Here is a 15,190-nt window from a genome sequence, read left to right on the forward strand (position 1 = left end):
TATCAATCCGCTTTTGCTCGCGGTATCAGCCCCTTTGCTTCCAGAAACTCCTTCACGGCATCGGTGGCCAACTTGTGCCCGGCGGCGTTCCAGTGTGTATCCAGGTAGCGGTGATACAGCGCCGGCCCCTTCGCGGAATAGCGTTGCCGAAACACGGGCAACAGGTTCAGATGTTCAAACTCCTTCTCCTTCGCGAGTGTGTCCAGTTGCACGTGCGGTTTATCGACGTCCAACCGCAGTTCTGGAAATCGAGCGAGCAACGCCGCCTGAAACTTCGGATCGACCTGAACCTTCGCTGGAATCGAAAACACTGCGAATTTCGCGCCGCCTGCCTCCGCGCCATCGCGCAACGCTTCAATGCAACGCGCCGTCACCTTCCAGGTCTCTTCCCAGAGCAGTTGATAGCGTTCGAGCGGCAAGTCATGCGCGCCCGCCATCGCCGGAGAAAAGGCTTCGAGAATCCCGCCATACTCGATGTTCGGATCGAAGTTCGAGGACTCGTCCAGCGAATACGCCTGCCGAATAAACCGGTACGTCTCGTACGTCGCGGTATTCATAAGATAGCCGCGGTCGGCGAGTCTATTTCGCCACATCAGGTTCTGCGCGACATCCAATTCGATCGCACGCCGCGCCTTAAGGGGATCGAGCAGCCCGATGGCGAGATTCCCCTCCGCGTCAACCGTCGGATACGGACGCGACGCCGTCCGCCACACGTCTTCGCCCCACAGTTGCCGCGTGAGTTCGTACGAGTTATCGACGAGATCGTTCAGCGGGTAATACGCAAGCAACGCGAGGTCGGGCGAATAGCGCAACGCCTCCTCCGTCAGCGTCAGATACTCCTGTGCGGTGCCATACCCGCGCACGCCGAAATTGATCACCTCGACGTTGCGCGGCGCGAAAGCCCGCTCCAATCGGCCCGGCAATGCATCCGCCATGTCGACTTGGTACGCCTCCATGTACGAATCCCCAAGGATTGCGATGCGATAAACGCCTTCGGGTTTTTCATAGGCATGTTCATCGTCACGCAAACCTCTCGAATTCGTCGTCACGAGCACGTCGTAATCGATGTATTGCGTGCGTGCGCGGTTGTTTGGCCGCAAGGTCCAGCCCCGTGTTGGGTGCGACTGTGCGGAGACGTACGAACGCACGTCGATCGACGCGAGCGTCCCGAAGTAGAAGAGCCGCAACGCCCCTTCGACAATCAACAAGCCGAACGCGCAACTGCACGCTGCAAGCAGCAAGTTCGCAAGTCCCGTTTGCACCGTTCGTTTCAACCGCGTATCGGGTAATCGTCTCCAAAGTCCGCGGACGAAAACGCCGATGACAAAGACGCCCGAAAGGACGACAATCGCCGCGAAGAAAGCGGCCGATGCAGTCATCCACCCGCCTAACTCGATTCCACCCGGCGATGGTATTTGAATATCGCCCGTTGCGTCGGATCGCAAGATGTCCGGCGTAAGCGCGACGGAGGCGTTCGCACTCTCCGGAATGGACCACTGCACGGGCGCAGGCATATCGCCATGATTGATGGCGACGGCGGCGACTTGCACCGGTGTTTTTGCTTTCGAGGAAACCGTTAACCGTACGTTTAACGAGTCTTTGTCGATACCATGTGGCACTTGCGTTAGCAACCGAACCGGCAGCCAACTGTCAGTCGCATCGAACGAAAGTCCATGCGACGCAAACTCGTCGCCCGACTTCCATGTGACCGCAATCCAAAATGCGTCAGACTCGAGCGCTTTGATCTGTGCCAGGACTTCAATCGTCTCGCCCGCGAAATCGCCGGTAATCGTCTTGACCAATCTCGTCTCGTCATTCACATTGGGCTTGAGCGTCCACGCGACCGCGTCGCCGGGTCCCGGTTCATCGCTTTGTGAGACATAGTCTCGGTCGTTGACCCACCATCCCGCGGGAGCGCCGTTGGAATCCTTAGCGAATTCCTCCGGACGCACCAATAGCGTCAACGGTTGGGAATCGTCCCGATTCGCGTCGCCGCGCGCGATTAGGATTGGCTGCCAGGATTCCACGTGAAGCCGATGCAATCCGTTCGTTGCGGTATTCGGCATGTGTAAGCGCAGCTTGGAAAGGGCCGGCCGCGGCACGCGCGCGTAGAAGGCGCGCAGCAAGCGAGTTGGCCGGAGTTCAAGCGCAACGCGCCCCTCCTGCTCGCGATAGGTGTTAATCCGACCTTCACCGTCGGCCGTCTTCTGGACGACGATACCGCCCGTCGGGCTTGTGCCTAGTTCGAGCGCGAGGCCCTCGGGTCCCCAGTGTGCCCAGCGATACGTGACCGGTCCGCCCGTAGCGTTCGCAACGACGGCACGTTTGTCTGCTTGCCAACCGCCCTCGGGCGATTGCTCGCCCGCGTAGTGGTGCGGTATCCCGAATAGCGTGACGGAAGGGCTCTCGACGACCGGGTCCGATTCACCCTTCGCGGTGAGCGAGAAATCGTAAAACGCCACGGGAGCGTCCGGCGAATCCGCGGGTATCGGGTCCATGGGGACAAATTCGGCCGCGCCTTCGCCCCAAACCAATTTCGGCGGATCGAGATCCGTCACCTCCGCCTCGACGCGTACGCCCACGTAGCCGTTTCGTACGGATGACGCAACCCATGCCGACGCGATTGCGCCCGCCAGCACGATGACCACGAGTCGTCGAGTGCGTGTTCCGCCGCCTGATACGCCCATTTCGCGTTTGCCCGCAATACAGTTCGAGTAGGGTCGGCATCGTATCCGATTCGTTCGTTGGGCGCGAACGCGCGTCCCGGAGTGCAACGCAATGGCCTAAAGAAGTAGGGCCGTCTCTCGTCGCAATGGCGCGACCTGGCGGCAAACAATTGGAGTACGTGCCATGAAGCAAGCGTTGACGTGGGGGTGTCTGCTCATTGTCCTGATGGGCGGCCTGGCGGCGGTAAGCGCAAACCCGCGCTACCTCGAAGAACTGGCCATCGGCGGGGGGTACGGCGACTCCGCAGACGGCGGGGCGTGGATCGAAAAGACGGGCGCGATTCTCACCGACGCGTCAATCACGGCGAACGGTAACGCGGCGTTTGGAGAAAACGAAGCCGCCGATCACTCCATCGGCGTCACGGCCGGCGGCAGCAACCAAACCTACGTGAATCTCAATGAAGCTGACGCCGTCAACGGCGGCGCGATTCATTACGACGGCGCCGGCGACAAGCTGCACATCGGCACCCGCAGCGGCAGTGCGACGCCCGTCGACGCCATTCAGATTTCCAAGGGAAGCGCCAATGTAAAAGTAAACGGGAACCTTACGCTGGGTGGCACCGACGTTGCCGGTACGGCGAGCATCAATTTTCTCTCGACGAACGCCCCGGTAAAATTTTCGCCCCAGACCACGTCGAACTCCGACTGCTACGTCTACTTCTATCGTGACACGAACACGACCGGCGTCCGCCAGATTTTCCTGTTCAAGGGTGACGGGACCGGCTCAAGCACGCTCACGCTCGATGCGCCCACCGGGAACATCGTATCGAACGGCGACGCGCAGTTTCGAGGCGGCGATGTCGATGCGGGCCAGGACTCGACCACGCGCGGCGTGGTCACGGCGTGGGACGGCAGCGGCGGAAGCGCGCCCGGTTGCATCAAGATCGCGTCGCCAAACGGGACGATCTGGTACCTGTTTGTCGAAGACGACGGGACCGTCAAGGTCCACAACGCGCTGCCGACGGCAAATACGAACGGCTCAATTGTCGGCTTGCAGTTCTAGCACGGCTCAAAATCGAGTGCACACATTGTTTGGTTGAAGTGCTCCCTTACATCCCCTAAATCCCCCTTCAAAAGGGGACTTAAAGAATCGCAAAACGACTGTATTGATCTTGTGTTGAGTCCCCCTTTGAAGGGGATTCAGGGGGATGTGCCTCCGGCGCATACAAACTAGTGGCGCCATAAAGTCCAGATTCTGAACAAAGCACCGTCCCGATTCCGGAATCGGGACACCGGCGACGTGGGCGGGCGAATGCAATTGCTGCACGGGGCTTTTTCTAACTCCTTATGCTCCAAATCCATACAAAGAGACGCGAGATTGCTGCTCCAGACGGCACGCGAAATGCTGCATACGATTTGAGGCGAACAAATAGCTTCAGCAACTGGGGGAGTTGCCGCACATGAAAACCGTTCTGCGTGCCACGACCGTCTGGCAAAAGTCCGTATTTGGCATATTCATTACGTTTGCCGTCGCGATGCATACCGCCGCGATTCTCCCCGCGCCCGAGTTCGGACCGCCAACTCTTGTGAACAATGACGGCCTGACGGATGGGGATCCAATCTCCCTACTTTTTGAAAGTGACGATCGACCAGCGGTGGCAACGGACGGACAAGGCAATTGGGTGACGGTGTGGAGAAAACGAGACCATTGGTCATCTGGCATGGGGAACTATCCCGACTACGATATTCTTTCCGCACATTCAAGTGACAACGGTCACACGTGGTCTGATCCTGTGAAAGTAATTCCAATTCCATCCTCAGATTTCGTTTGGGAGGATCACCCGTCGATTGCGACGGACGGAAAGGGGGTGTGGATCGTGGTTTGGGACTCGAACCAATATGAACAGTCGTCTTTCAGTGAGGACGTGGCAAGCAAGTATCGACCAACTGGAGACTCGGAGGTCATGTTTGCGAAGTCGACAGACTTCGGCGCGACTTGGTCTACTGCGAGCACGATAATCACGAACGCCGGTACCGACGATCAAGACGATATAGAACCCAGTATTCGAACCAATCGTCGCGGTGTGTGGGAAGTGGCTTGGATTGAGGCAGGAAGCTTGGACAATACCTTTGCCGTTTGCGCGCGGTCGACAGACGGCAACACATGGTCCGAACCGGTAACATTGGGTGAGATGCGTGGGCAGGACTACGGTATTTCAGGGCGCGCTCAGGGTGTATGGTTGGAGACAGACGAACAAGGCAATTGGATTGCAGCCTGGCATCACACCGAGATGCGCGCGGTACGGTCAAACGATAACGGACAGACATGGTCTACTCCCGTCGAAATTCCCTTAAGACAACGGACAGGTCTCAGTTATGGCGGAAACCTGGCCACGGACAAGGCCGGGCACTGGGTTTTGGTTTGGGAAGGGGAAGTAAGTTGGAGCAACGAAAGCTTCTTCGTTTCTCGGTCGGAAGACAATGGAGCGACATGGAGTGATCCCGAGGCGATCGCTGGATCCACTGGTGAAAACCTGCGCGCGAAAACCCCAGTTGTCGCAACGGACGGGTGGGGCAACTGGTGCCTGTTCTCGGGGGCCGAGCAGGCAACATTGTCCGGCCTCCGACGTGTGCAGTCTATCTCTTACTCGACTGACAATGGCGCCACATGGACAGAACCTGGTCAACTCCATCCAGATCTGGGACTCATAAATATTGGCGGCATTACTAGTTATTCGCCCGGCATAGCGACGGATCGCGTCGGAAACTGGGTGTTCGTAACGGCCACAAACATTACTTTCGATACGCCCGACGGATCAGAGAATGATATCATCGCGTATATCGCCGAAGCCTCACTCAGCCCCAGCGGCTGGCCCGATTCCGACGGCGACAACTTTTCGGACTACTTCGAATTGCTCATCATTGATCACGACCCATTCGACACAATCAGCGGCTTCGAGGAGGTGTCACCGGACGACGACTTTGACGGCGACGGCATGACAAACCTGCAGGAGTTCACGTATCGTACAAGCCCAACCAGCCCCGATGCCCCCCTGCCCGCATCGCGAGCGCTGTATTTGCTTCTGACCGCGTTTCCGGTGGCGGTGCTGGGAGTATATATATTGCGCAGCTCCAGGCGCCCGCGCATCAGTCTGTGAATGCCGCTAGAGAGCCTTTGCTCCGGGTTCCTTTGGGCGACGCTAACGCAACAACAGCCATCGACCGCTGCCTCACCTGCTACCGCGGTCACGTCATCCACACGATATTCGCCTGACGATCCCCGCCGTAACGTAAGTGGCACTACCTAACGCTTCTCAGAACTAGAGCAGCTCAAGTTTGCCTGCACACGCGAATCCTTCGGAGGGTGGTTTTTCCACCCCGTCATCCTCACCTCGTAACACGACGGCGGATTGGAGCACCCGCCCTCCGCGATACACACAATCTTGAGTTGCTGTGACTCGCGACCTCACGCGCGCACACCGCCTACTCCGCATGCCACTCCGAGAACCCATCGTCCGAACTCGCATATGCGCTCGTTGCATTGCCAAACGAACGGTTCACGGTTTGCCCGTCAAACGAGAACGAATTATCCACCGCATTCACCACCGATATTCTTTCGAGTTCGTCCGCGACATAGTGGAAATGCGCAATACTGCCATCAACCGATCCGCCGTCGCTTCCCATGACAATCGTACCTTCGTGCCGGATGATGTACACGTCCTCATACGCGCCCGAAGGGGGCGCAACGCGTAACTCGATTCCCGATCCGCTCGGCCCATTAAGGGGTACGGAAGAGACGAGCAATGCCGGTCGCGTAGACTTCCTTGCGGGTTGAATCACCGTCACGTAATTCAACGGAAGCGCGCGTGCTTCCTCGTATTCAATCGACGGCGCCGCAACAGGTGCTGCAAGTCGATTGTCCGGACTTACCCACCCATCGTATCGCGGTTCGGTCTGGCCGGTGATTACGCCTGGCGCCGGCCGCGCGTCGCCGGGAATGATCCAGACCGAAGGCCCGGATTCCGAAACGCCATGCACGACGTTACCGTACAACGTCGCCGACACGGACGGACCCAATTGAAACTTGATCCAAACGTTGTGCGGCCCCGATCCGTCGACGCGATCGAGCACGAGAAAATAGTCCGGCTTCGCGTAGTAAATCGCGCGGCGGTGTACGACGCCCGGCAATTCCGCCGGGTGCAACACGTGCAGCGGATACTCGCCGGCCACATAGTCGAACGACGCGTTCGTTACCCATTGTGCCGGTACCGGTTGCCCAAACGGTGGCCGGCCAAGCGCGCCTTTCTCCTGACCGAGCCCATCAACGGCGATCGTATTGTGCGCCCAGTACTTCGTCGAGTAGTTGACGTGCAGTGCACTTTCGTACTGTGCCGAGCGCCCTTCGTCGATGAGGTCCTCGCCAAACGCGTGCAACACAAAGCTGCCGTAATCCGCGTGCGAATGCGCAAACCAGCCTGGACCGAAGTCGCTTGCGAGATAGATCGCATTCGCGTCCCAACCGTCGCGCATCACGTACAGGCCGGAATAGCTCGGCGTTTTCGACGTCTGCGGATAGGAGTGATATGCCGGAGGGGCGCCTTCGGTTTGGTTGGTCGCGAACCACTTGAAGTCGTCCCGCCCGAAGTAGTCGAAGAACGCGCCCAGCCCGCGCACGTATTCGGGAAAATACGAGAGACGATCGGAGTCGTTGAACGGCGCGTATTCGCCGCTCGGCTTGGTCGTGTTCATCAGAAACTCGCCAAGCGCCTCCATTTTCACTTGCACGTCGTCCGGCACGTTTTCCAGGCGCCACGGGCTGTCCATCCACACAATCGGCTTGTACAAATCCGCCCAGTAGCCGTATGCGCCGGCGTATGTCGGGGACAGGTCGCTGTTGCACCCGTCCGGCATGAGCTGCAGCATGCCGCCCCATAGCCGGCCCGTCTGGTCCGTGTACCACGCGCCCGATTCCTTAAACGGATACACAAATGCCGACGTGAACGCGCCGGTGAAGCACATGTACTCGACGGCATTGCCCTCCCAGAGCGGTCCGCGCGGCACGTGGACCCGTTGGTCCTCGAGCAAAATCTTGAGCGCCATCGCCGTCACTTCCGGATCGAGATCGCCCGCCTCGAACAGCACGAAGTACGCGACCAGGTGCTCAATGCGATGCCGCAGCGACCAGCGCTCCCAAGGACTCAGTGGAACGTCCGCCGCGCCGTCGCGCGCGCCCCCGTGAAACAGTTCGTAATAGCTGCGGATCAACTCGTACGACCGCTGCAGGTAGATTGGGTCCTTGGTCACGAAGTACGCGGGGCGGTAACGCAGAAACATTTCGTCGAGACCGAACAGATAATTGCTGTCCAATTGCGACACGTCATTAAGATCGACGTCGTCCAAACTGAACCCATCCGGATTGAACTGAAACACGCGCCCGGAGTAACGCGAGATGAACCGGCCCGTCCGCGCGGATTCTTCCGCCGACAGCAACTCCGCTTCCCCGAAGTACGCGAGATCGATGGACGGATCGAAGAAGTTCGATCGGCTGAATCGTGACCGCATGAAGGCATTCAGCGCGGCCTTTGCCGAGGGATAATTGCCGCAGGCCACGGCCCGCTTCGTGTCCTCCAGCCCTGGTAAGTCAAGATCGAGCGCCGCGAACAGCTCCTTGTCGGTGAACGGCTGGCGAATGCTGTTGCCGCCCGCTGAGGCGCGCACTCCGCGCTCGGTATCTGCACGCGGCCGTGGGCACCCCGATACGGCCAGCGCAAGAATCGCAAGCCCGGTAACCGCGACACACAACCGCGACAGCATCGTAAACCGCCAACTCCGCCCGTAGGACCTGCCTGAAAGACCGCCCCGAATCGTACAGCCTTCGCCGCGATTCGTCTACCCTGTATCCCGTTGGCTGGTTTGACTGCCCGCCATTTCGTTCGTATACTGCTGTTGCCTTTTTGCATTGTGCATGCGCCGTGCGCTTCGTGGCCTGTATGCATGGGGCCGCGTGGTAATCGGCGCATAGCGTTTATGCGGCGGAGTTCGCGCATGTTGGATGGGAACGTACTAGTCCTGAACAAGTCCTGGGCCGCGGTGCATATCGCGTCGGCCCGGCGCGCGATGACCCTGCTCTACGTCGATGCCGCCCGCGCCGTCCACCCGCAGCACTATTCGCTCCACGACTTCGAGGACTGGGTCAAGCTCTCGCAGAACGGCCTCGGCGGGCGCTACATCCACACGCCCAGCTTTCGCGTGCGCGTGCCGGAAGTCATTCTGCTGACACTATTTAACGGGTTCATCCACCACGAGGTGCGCTTCTCGCGCCAGAGCATTTTCGAGCGCGACAAGAGCACCTGCCAGTACTGCGGCAAGCACTTCCCGCGCGCCCAGCTCACGATCGACCACGTCGTGCCACAGTCGCGCGGCGGCGGCGACACGTGGGAGAACCTCGTGCTGGCCTGCCTACACTGCAACGTCCGCAAGGGCAACCGTACGCCGGACGAGGCCAACATGCCGCTCTTGATCCGACCGTACAAGCCGGCGTGGATGCCCCATTTCGGCGCCCGCGTCCCGGTGGATCAGCTCCAAGTCTGGAAAAAGTTCGTCGATACCAGCCACTGGACCATGCCGACGCGGGAATCGGCGGTGTCGTAGTTTTTGGGGTAGGGACGGTTCGCCAGGACCGTCCCTACCACGTTCTGCGAAGCGATGTCAGCGAAGCCGCCCGGCTCGCCGAACGTTCCATAATGGTGCGATGCCCGCGTTGCGCCAACCGTCGTGCGTTTGACTCCCTCTCGCGCCGTATGGCATCATCTGAGCTGTTTACGTAAAGAGGCGCAAAAGCGTGAGACACCCGCGCCAACACAAGTTCCCCACTCGGGGCGCGCGGTGAATGACGGGCCGGAAAATCCGGTCCGCCCCCCACGATTTAAACCTCCTCTTGGGCGACAGGTTTTGCGGTTTGTGCATCGGGAATCCACCCACGCGCGGAACGCGTGTGGAAGCTCCCGGTGAAGCAATTATCAAGCGAAAGGATTAAGGGGTTATGGCTACCAAAGTAGGCATCAATGGGTTCGGCCGCATCGGCCGTAATGTGTTCAAACTGCTGCTCGAGCATCCGGACTTCGACGTCGAGGCGATCAACGACCTTACCGATCCGAAGACGCTTGCGCACTTGCTGAAGTACGACAGCACCAACGGCGTGTTCAAGGGCACGGTTAAGGCGACGGAAGACTCGATCGTCGTGAACGGCAACCCCGTGAAGGTGTACAAGGAAAAGGACCCGTCGGCGCTGCCGTGGGGCCAGCTCGGGGTCGAGCTTGTCGTCGAATCGACGGGCGTGTTCACGACGAAGGAAAAGTGCCTGCTCCACGTGAAGGCGGGCGCGAAGAAGGTGCTCCTGACGGTGCCGCCGAAGGACGCAATTGACGCGGTCGTCGTGATGGGCGTGAACGATGACGCGCTCAAGCCGACGGACCAGGTCGTCTCGAACGCGAGCTGCACGACGAACTGCCTCGCGCCGATGGCGAAGGTGCTGCACGAGACGTTCGGCATCAAGCGCGGTTGGATGACGACGATTCACGCGTACACCAACGACCAGCGCGTGCTCGATATGCCGCACAGCGACCTGCGCCGCACGCGCAGCGCCGCAACCAACATTATCCCGACGACGACCGGCGCGGCCCGCGCGGTGGGCGAAGTGTTGCCCGCGCTGAAGGGCAAGCTCGACGGCATCGCGATGCGCGTTCCCGTGCCGGACGGTTCGGTGACGGACCTCGTGGTCGAGTTGATCAAGCCCGCCACGAAGGACGAGATCAACGCCGCGCTGAAGAACGCGTCGGAGACGTCGCTCAAAGGCATCCTGATGTTCTGCGAGGACCCGATCGTGTCCAGCGACGTGATCGGCAATCCGTACTCGAGCATCGTCGACGCGAAGCTTACCAGCGTCATGGACGGCAACTTCGCGAAGGTCGTGTCGTGGTACGACAACGAGTGGGGCTACTCGAACCGCTGCATCGACCTGCTGAAGAAGATGAAAGCATAAGAAGGGGAAGAACCACGGAGACACGGAGAACGCGGAGCGCGGGCCTTTCAAACCGCGAATGCGCCGTTGGCCAAGAACGCAACGCACGTATTGGAGATTCGAATTCGAAAGTTCGAGGATCGCGATTGAATATCTCCGTGCTCTCCGTGTCTCCGTGGTTATCACTGATATGAATAAACTGACGATTCAAGACCTCGACCTGAAGGGCAAACGCGTCCTGATGCGGGTCGATTTCAACGTGCCGCAGAACAAGGACGGTTCGGTGCGGGACGACACGCGCATTCGCGCGGCGTTGCAGAGCATCAACTATGTCCGCGAAAAAGGCGGCAAACTCATCCTTATGTCGCACCTCGGCCGCCCGGGCAAACCGGAGAAGGCGGAGAGCGAGGCCGAGAAGCAGGAGATCGTCGCGAAGAACGCGCTGCTGAAGATGGACCCCATCGCGGCGAAGTTGAAAGAACTTGTCGGCGGCAACGTCACGAAAGTGAACGACATCGTCGGCCCGGAAGTCGAGGCCGTGGTGAACGCGATGCAACCCGGCGACATCGTCGTGCTCGAAAACACGCGCTTCCACAAAGGCGAGACCAAGAACGACGAGGCGTTGTCGAAGCAGCTTGCCGCGCTCGGCGACGTGTACGTGAGCGACGCCTTCGGCAGCGTGCACCGCGCGCATTCGAGCACCGAAGGCGTGTGCAAGTTCATTTCCCAGAGTGCCGCGGGCTTTCTCGTGGCGAAGGAAATGAAGTACTTCGTCAAGGTGTTAACCAATCCAGAGCGCCCACTCACGGCCATCCTCGGCGGCGCCAAAGTCTCCGACAAAATCACCGTCATCGAAAACCTCCTCAACCTCGTCAATACGCTCATCATTGGCGGCGGTATGGCCTACACCTTCATGAGGGCGCAGGGCTACGAGATCGGCGATTCGCTTTTGGACGAGCCGGGCATCGAGACGGCCAAGACCGTCATGGCGAAGGCAAAGGAAAAGGGCGTCGAACTGCTGCTCCCGATCGACACCGTAGTCGCCGACGCATTCTCCAATGAGGCTGTCTCGAAGATCGTCGAACTCGGCGGCATCGAAGCCGGTTGGCAAGGTCTCGACATCGGGCCGAAGACCATCGAGTTGTTCAGCAACGCGATTAGGAAATCGAAGACTGTCGTTTGGAACGGCCCGCTCGGCGTGTTCGAGTTCGAGAAGTTCGGCAAGGGCACGCGCGCGATCGCGGACCTGCTGGCCACCTCGCCGAACATCACCAGCGTCATCGGCGGCGGCGATACGGCCGCGGCGGTTGTGCAATACGGTCTCGCGGACAAGATGTCGCACGTCTCGACGGGCGGCGGCGCATCGCTGGAAATGCTTGAGGGCAAAGAGCTGCCGGGGCTGGCGGCACTGACGGACAAGTAGACCGATAATCGAAAATTGGAATTGATATCGTAATCGTCCCTGTAACTCGTAATCGTAATCGGGTTTGAAAACTCGATTACGATTACGAGGACGATTACGATTACGGCCTTGGATGCGCTGGAATGTATCCGGCGCATGGGCGATAACTACCCGGAACTCGGGCGTGCAACCTCACCGATGCCGCGCTGGGGCCGGGCGAACGAAAGGGACAGGTGAACCATGTCGACTCTGACGAAAGACCGCAAGACCGAGATCATCAAGACCAATGCCGCGCACGAAGGCGACACCGGGTCGTCGGAAGTGCAGATCGCGCTGCTCACTGCGCGCATCAACGATCTCACCGAGCATTTCAAGTCGCACCCGAAAGATTTCGCGGGGCGCCGCGGCCTGCTGAAGCTCGTCGGCCGCCGCCGCAACTTGTTGAATTACGTGCGCGAGAAGAATGTCGAGCGCTACCGCACGCTGGTGAAGAACCTCGGCCTGCGCAAGTAGTACTCGTTCCCAAGCTCCGGCTTGGGAACGCAAGCGGGCTGGAAGCTCTGCTTCGCGTGTGTTACTCGCGAAGCGGGGCAGCCGGTGCGGCTGAACACGTGTACAACGAAAAGTAGAAATAGAAAGAAACGGCGTGGAGCGCTCTTGAGAGGCGTTCCACCACATCCAACACGGAGAAAAGAAAACAGTATGGCAGAACGTCTCTCAATCCCTGTCGGTTCGACGGAAATCATCCTCGAGACCGGCAAAATCGCGAAGCAGGCGCACGGCGCCGTCATGGTCACCTGTGGTGAAACGATGGTGCTCTCGGCGATCTGCGTCGCATCCGACGTGAAAGAAGGGCAAGACTTCTTCCCGCTTACGGTCGACTACCGCGAAAAGAGTTTCGCGGCGGGCCGCATCCCCGGGAACTTCTTCCGCCGCGAAGGCCGCCCGAGCGAACGCGAAGTGCTCGTGTGCCGCCTCACCGACCGCCCCCTGCGGCCGTTATTCCCCAAGGGCTTCTATAACGAAGTCCAGGTGTTCTCGACGGTCTTCTCGACCGACAACGAAAACAACCCCGACGTGCTCAGCATCATCGGCGCTTCCGCGTCGCTGCACATCTCGAAGGTACCGTTCGAAGGACCAATTGGCGCGGTGCGCGTCGGCCTGATTGGCGGCGAGTTGGTCGTCAACCCGCAAATGTCGCAAATGCTCGACAGCGAACTCGATCTTGTGCTGGCGGGCACGCGCGAAGCGATCACCATGGTCGAGGGCGCGGCCAAGCAGATTTCCGAAGACAAGATGCTCGAAGCGCTTGAATTCGGCCACGGCTACATTAAGCAAATCTGCGACGGTATCGACGAGTTCCGCAAGCGCGTGGGCGTCGAAAAGTTGACGTTCGCCGCGCCGGTGCAAAACGCGGAGATCGTCGCGGACGTCGAAGGCGTCGCCATCGGCAAGCTGAAGGAACTGCTCGGTCCGCGATTCGCCAAACAGGAACGCGCCGCGGGCCTCGACGCGCTCGAATCCCAGGTGCACGAATCGCTTAAAGCGAAGTACGGCGAGGAACTGTTCGAAGAGCGCGAGAAGGAAATCTCCGACGTGCTCGGCTCGATCGAGAAGAAGCTTATGCGCGAGCAGGTGCTCCAGCAGGGCGTTCGGCTCGACGGCCGCGACACGAAAACGATCCGTCCGATCTCGATCGAAGTCGGTATTCTGCCGCGCGTACACGGCTCGTGCCTGTTCACCCGCGGCGAAACGCAGGCGATCGTCACGACCACGCTTGGCACCAGCCGCGACGAACAACGCACCGACGAACTGTCCGGCGAAGAGTTCAAACGGTTCATGCTGCACTACAACTTCCCGAGCTGGTCCGTCGGCGAAGTGCGCCGCATCAGCGGGCCCGGACGCCGCGAGATCGGCCACGGTAAACTCGCCGAACGCGCCGTCGAAGGTGTCCTGCCGTTCGACGCCAACGAAGAATCCGAAGCAACCTTTCCTTACACGATTCGCGTCGTGTCGGACATTACGGAGAGCAATGGCTCGAGTTCGATGGCGTCCGCCTGCGGCGCGACGATGAGCCTCATGGACGCGGGCGTGCCAATCAAGGCGCCGGTCGCGGGCATCGCGATGGGCATGATTAAAGAAGGCGACGACGTGGCCGTGCTGAGCGATATCCTTGGCGCGGAAGACCACCTCGGCGACATGGACTTCAAGGTCTGCGGCACCGCCAACGGCATTACCGCGTTCCAGATGGACTGCAAGGTAATGGGCGTTCCGCGCGACGTAATGAAGCAGGCGCTGTATCAGGCGCGCGACGGCCGGCTGCACATTCTCGGCAAAATGCGGGAATGCCTTGCGGAATCGCGCAACGAAATCTCGAAGTTTGCGCCGCGCATCATCACGATTCATATCCCCGTCGACAAAATCCGTGAAGTGATCGGGCCGGGTGGAAAGGTCATCCGCGAGATTCAGCGCATCACCGGCGCGGAGATCGAAATCGAAGACGACGGTTCCGTGAACGTCGCGGCCGTCGATTCCGAACAGGCCCAGGCCGCCATCGACATGATCCGCGAGATCACCGCGGAGCCGGAAGTCGGCGAAGTGTACGCGGGCAAGGTTACGCGCATCATGCCGTTCGGCGCGTTTGTCGCCGTGCTCGGCGGCAAGGAAGGCCTCGTGCACATCTCCGAATTGTCCGTCGGCCACGTGAAGGAAGTCACGGACGTGGTCGATGTCGGCGATGAAGTGAACGTGAAAGTCATCGAAATCGACAAGCTCGGCCGCGTGAACCTCTCGAAGGTGGAAGCGGACCGCCAACTTGGCCTTATCTCCGACGAGGAGTGGAGCCAGCGGCGGCCGCGTGAAGAGCGCGGTGACCGCGGCGATCGCGGCGGACATCGCGGAGGGGACCGTGGCGGACATCGCGGCGGCGACCGCGGAGGACGCGGCGGCGGCGGACGTGGCGGCGACCGCGGCGGACGCCGGGACCGGTACTAAACGAAACGAACATACACGGCGCTGGCGCTCCCAGCGCCGTGTGCGTTCCGACAGAATGAAACCACGGAGACACGGAGAACACAGAGAAATTCACCCGAAAAGCGGCGG

General features: G+C 60.0%; 9 protein-coding genes. 7 read left to right on the plus strand and 2 right to left on the minus strand.

The annotated features are described in order from the left end of the window. Positions 1 to 2 precede the first annotated feature (2 nt). Positions 3 to 2,687, minus strand: coding sequence for a hypothetical protein (locus tag HUU46_09585; GenBank protein NUM53881.1), 2,685 nt, complete (start codon positions 2,685 to 2,687; stop codon positions 3 to 5). 163 nt (positions 2,688 to 2,850) lie between these two features. Here HUU46_09585 and HUU46_09590 point away from each other — a divergent pair, with 163 nt between their 5' ends. Both HUU46_09590 and HUU46_09595 read left to right on the plus strand, forming a co-directional pair. Then, positions 2,851 to 3,729 (plus strand): hypothetical protein, encoded by an 879-nt coding sequence (locus HUU46_09590; GenBank protein ID NUM53882.1) that lies wholly within the window; start codon positions 2,851 to 2,853, stop codon positions 3,727 to 3,729. Between the two features lie 397 nt (positions 3,730 to 4,126). Then, positions 4,127 to 5,824, plus strand: a complete 1,698-nt coding sequence (locus tag HUU46_09595) for an exo-alpha-sialidase (GenBank protein NUM53883.1) — start codon at positions 4,127 to 4,129, stop codon at positions 5,822 to 5,824. A gap of 325 nt (positions 5,825 to 6,149) precedes the next feature. Here the strand turns inward: HUU46_09595 and HUU46_09600 are convergent, their stop codons facing one another. Then, positions 6,150 to 8,480: an alginate lyase family protein gene (locus HUU46_09600; GenBank protein ID NUM53884.1), complete on the minus strand. Its 2,331-nt coding sequence runs from the start codon at positions 8,478 to 8,480 to the stop codon at positions 6,150 to 6,152. A 231-nt stretch (positions 8,481 to 8,711) separates the two neighbouring features. Between HUU46_09600 and HUU46_09605 the strand changes: the two genes are divergently transcribed. From HUU46_09605 to pnp, 5 genes are all read left to right on the plus strand, one after another. Next, the gene (locus HUU46_09605) at positions 8,712 to 9,317 is read left to right on the plus strand and encodes an HNH endonuclease (GenBank protein ID NUM53885.1); all 606 of its coding nucleotides are present in this window, start codon (positions 8,712 to 8,714) and stop codon (positions 9,315 to 9,317) included. Between the two features lie 391 nt (positions 9,318 to 9,708). Further along, the gene (gap, locus tag HUU46_09610; protein NUM53886.1) at positions 9,709 to 10,707 is read left to right on the plus strand and encodes a type I glyceraldehyde-3-phosphate dehydrogenase; all 999 of its coding nucleotides are present in this window, start codon (positions 9,709 to 9,711) and stop codon (positions 10,705 to 10,707) included. 169 nt (positions 10,708 to 10,876) lie between these two features. Next, positions 10,877 to 12,109: a phosphoglycerate kinase gene (locus HUU46_09615; GenBank protein NUM53887.1), complete on the plus strand. Its 1,233-nt coding sequence runs from the start codon at positions 10,877 to 10,879 to the stop codon at positions 12,107 to 12,109. A 219-nt stretch (positions 12,110 to 12,328) separates the two neighbouring features. Beyond that, positions 12,329 to 12,601 (plus strand): 30S ribosomal protein S15, encoded by a 273-nt coding sequence (rpsO, locus tag HUU46_09620; GenBank protein ID NUM53888.1) that lies wholly within the window; start codon positions 12,329 to 12,331, stop codon positions 12,599 to 12,601. Between the two features lie 189 nt (positions 12,602 to 12,790). After that, complete coding sequence (gene pnp / locus HUU46_09625; protein NUM53889.1) at positions 12,791 to 15,082, plus strand: polyribonucleotide nucleotidyltransferase; 2,292 nt, start codon at positions 12,791 to 12,793, stop codon at positions 15,080 to 15,082. The last annotated feature ends 108 nt before the right edge of the window (positions 15,083 to 15,190 follow it).

Source organism: Candidatus Hydrogenedentota bacterium, assembly GCA_013359265.1.
Lineage (GTDB): Bacteria > Hydrogenedentota > Hydrogenedentia > Hydrogenedentales > SLHB01 > JABWCD01.